This window comes from Methylobacterium sp. C33D (assembly GCF_053345825.1).
On sequence record NZ_JBKFAV010000126.1, the window covers coordinates 1 to 615 of the forward strand.

A 615-nucleotide genomic window follows, 5' to 3' on the forward strand; every position below is an offset into this window, starting at 1 on the left:
GGCGCGCACACAGGTGCTGCATGGCTGTCGTCAGCTCGTGTCGTGAGATGTTGGGTTAAGTCCCGCAACGAGCGCAACCCACGTCCTTAGTTGCCATCATTCAGTTGGGCACTCTAGGGAGACTGCCGGTGATAAGCCGCGAGGAAGGTGTGGATGACGTCAAGTCCTCATGGCCCTTACGGGATGGGCTACACACGTGCTACAATGGCGGTGACAGTGGGAGGCGAAGGAGCGATCTGGAGCAAATCCCCAAAAGCCGTCTCAGTTCGGATTGCACTCTGCAACTCGAGTGCATGAAGGCGGAATCGCTAGTAATCGTGGATCAGCATGCCACGGTGAATACGTTCCCGGGCCTTGTACACACCGCCCGTCACACCATGGGAGTTGGTCTTACCCGACGGCGCTGCGCCAACCGCGAGGAGGCAGGCGACCACGGTAGGGTCAGCGACTGGGGTGAAGTCGTAACAAGGTAGCCGTAGGGGAACCTGCGGCTGGATCACCTCCTTTCTAAGGATTCTTCTTTGGGTTTGGCACCGAGCGATCGGAGCCGTTCTGCCTCGGCAGACCCATCGAAGATCATTAGATATCAGGGCTCAGTCAGAGCCCATTGGCGGG

General features: G+C 58.5%; 1 rRNA gene. It reads left to right on the plus strand.

The window, feature by feature from the left end:
• Positions 1–507, plus strand: a 16S ribosomal RNA gene (locus tag ACLBXO_RS31680); the annotation flags it as partial.
• Positions 508–615 lie beyond the last annotated feature (108 nt).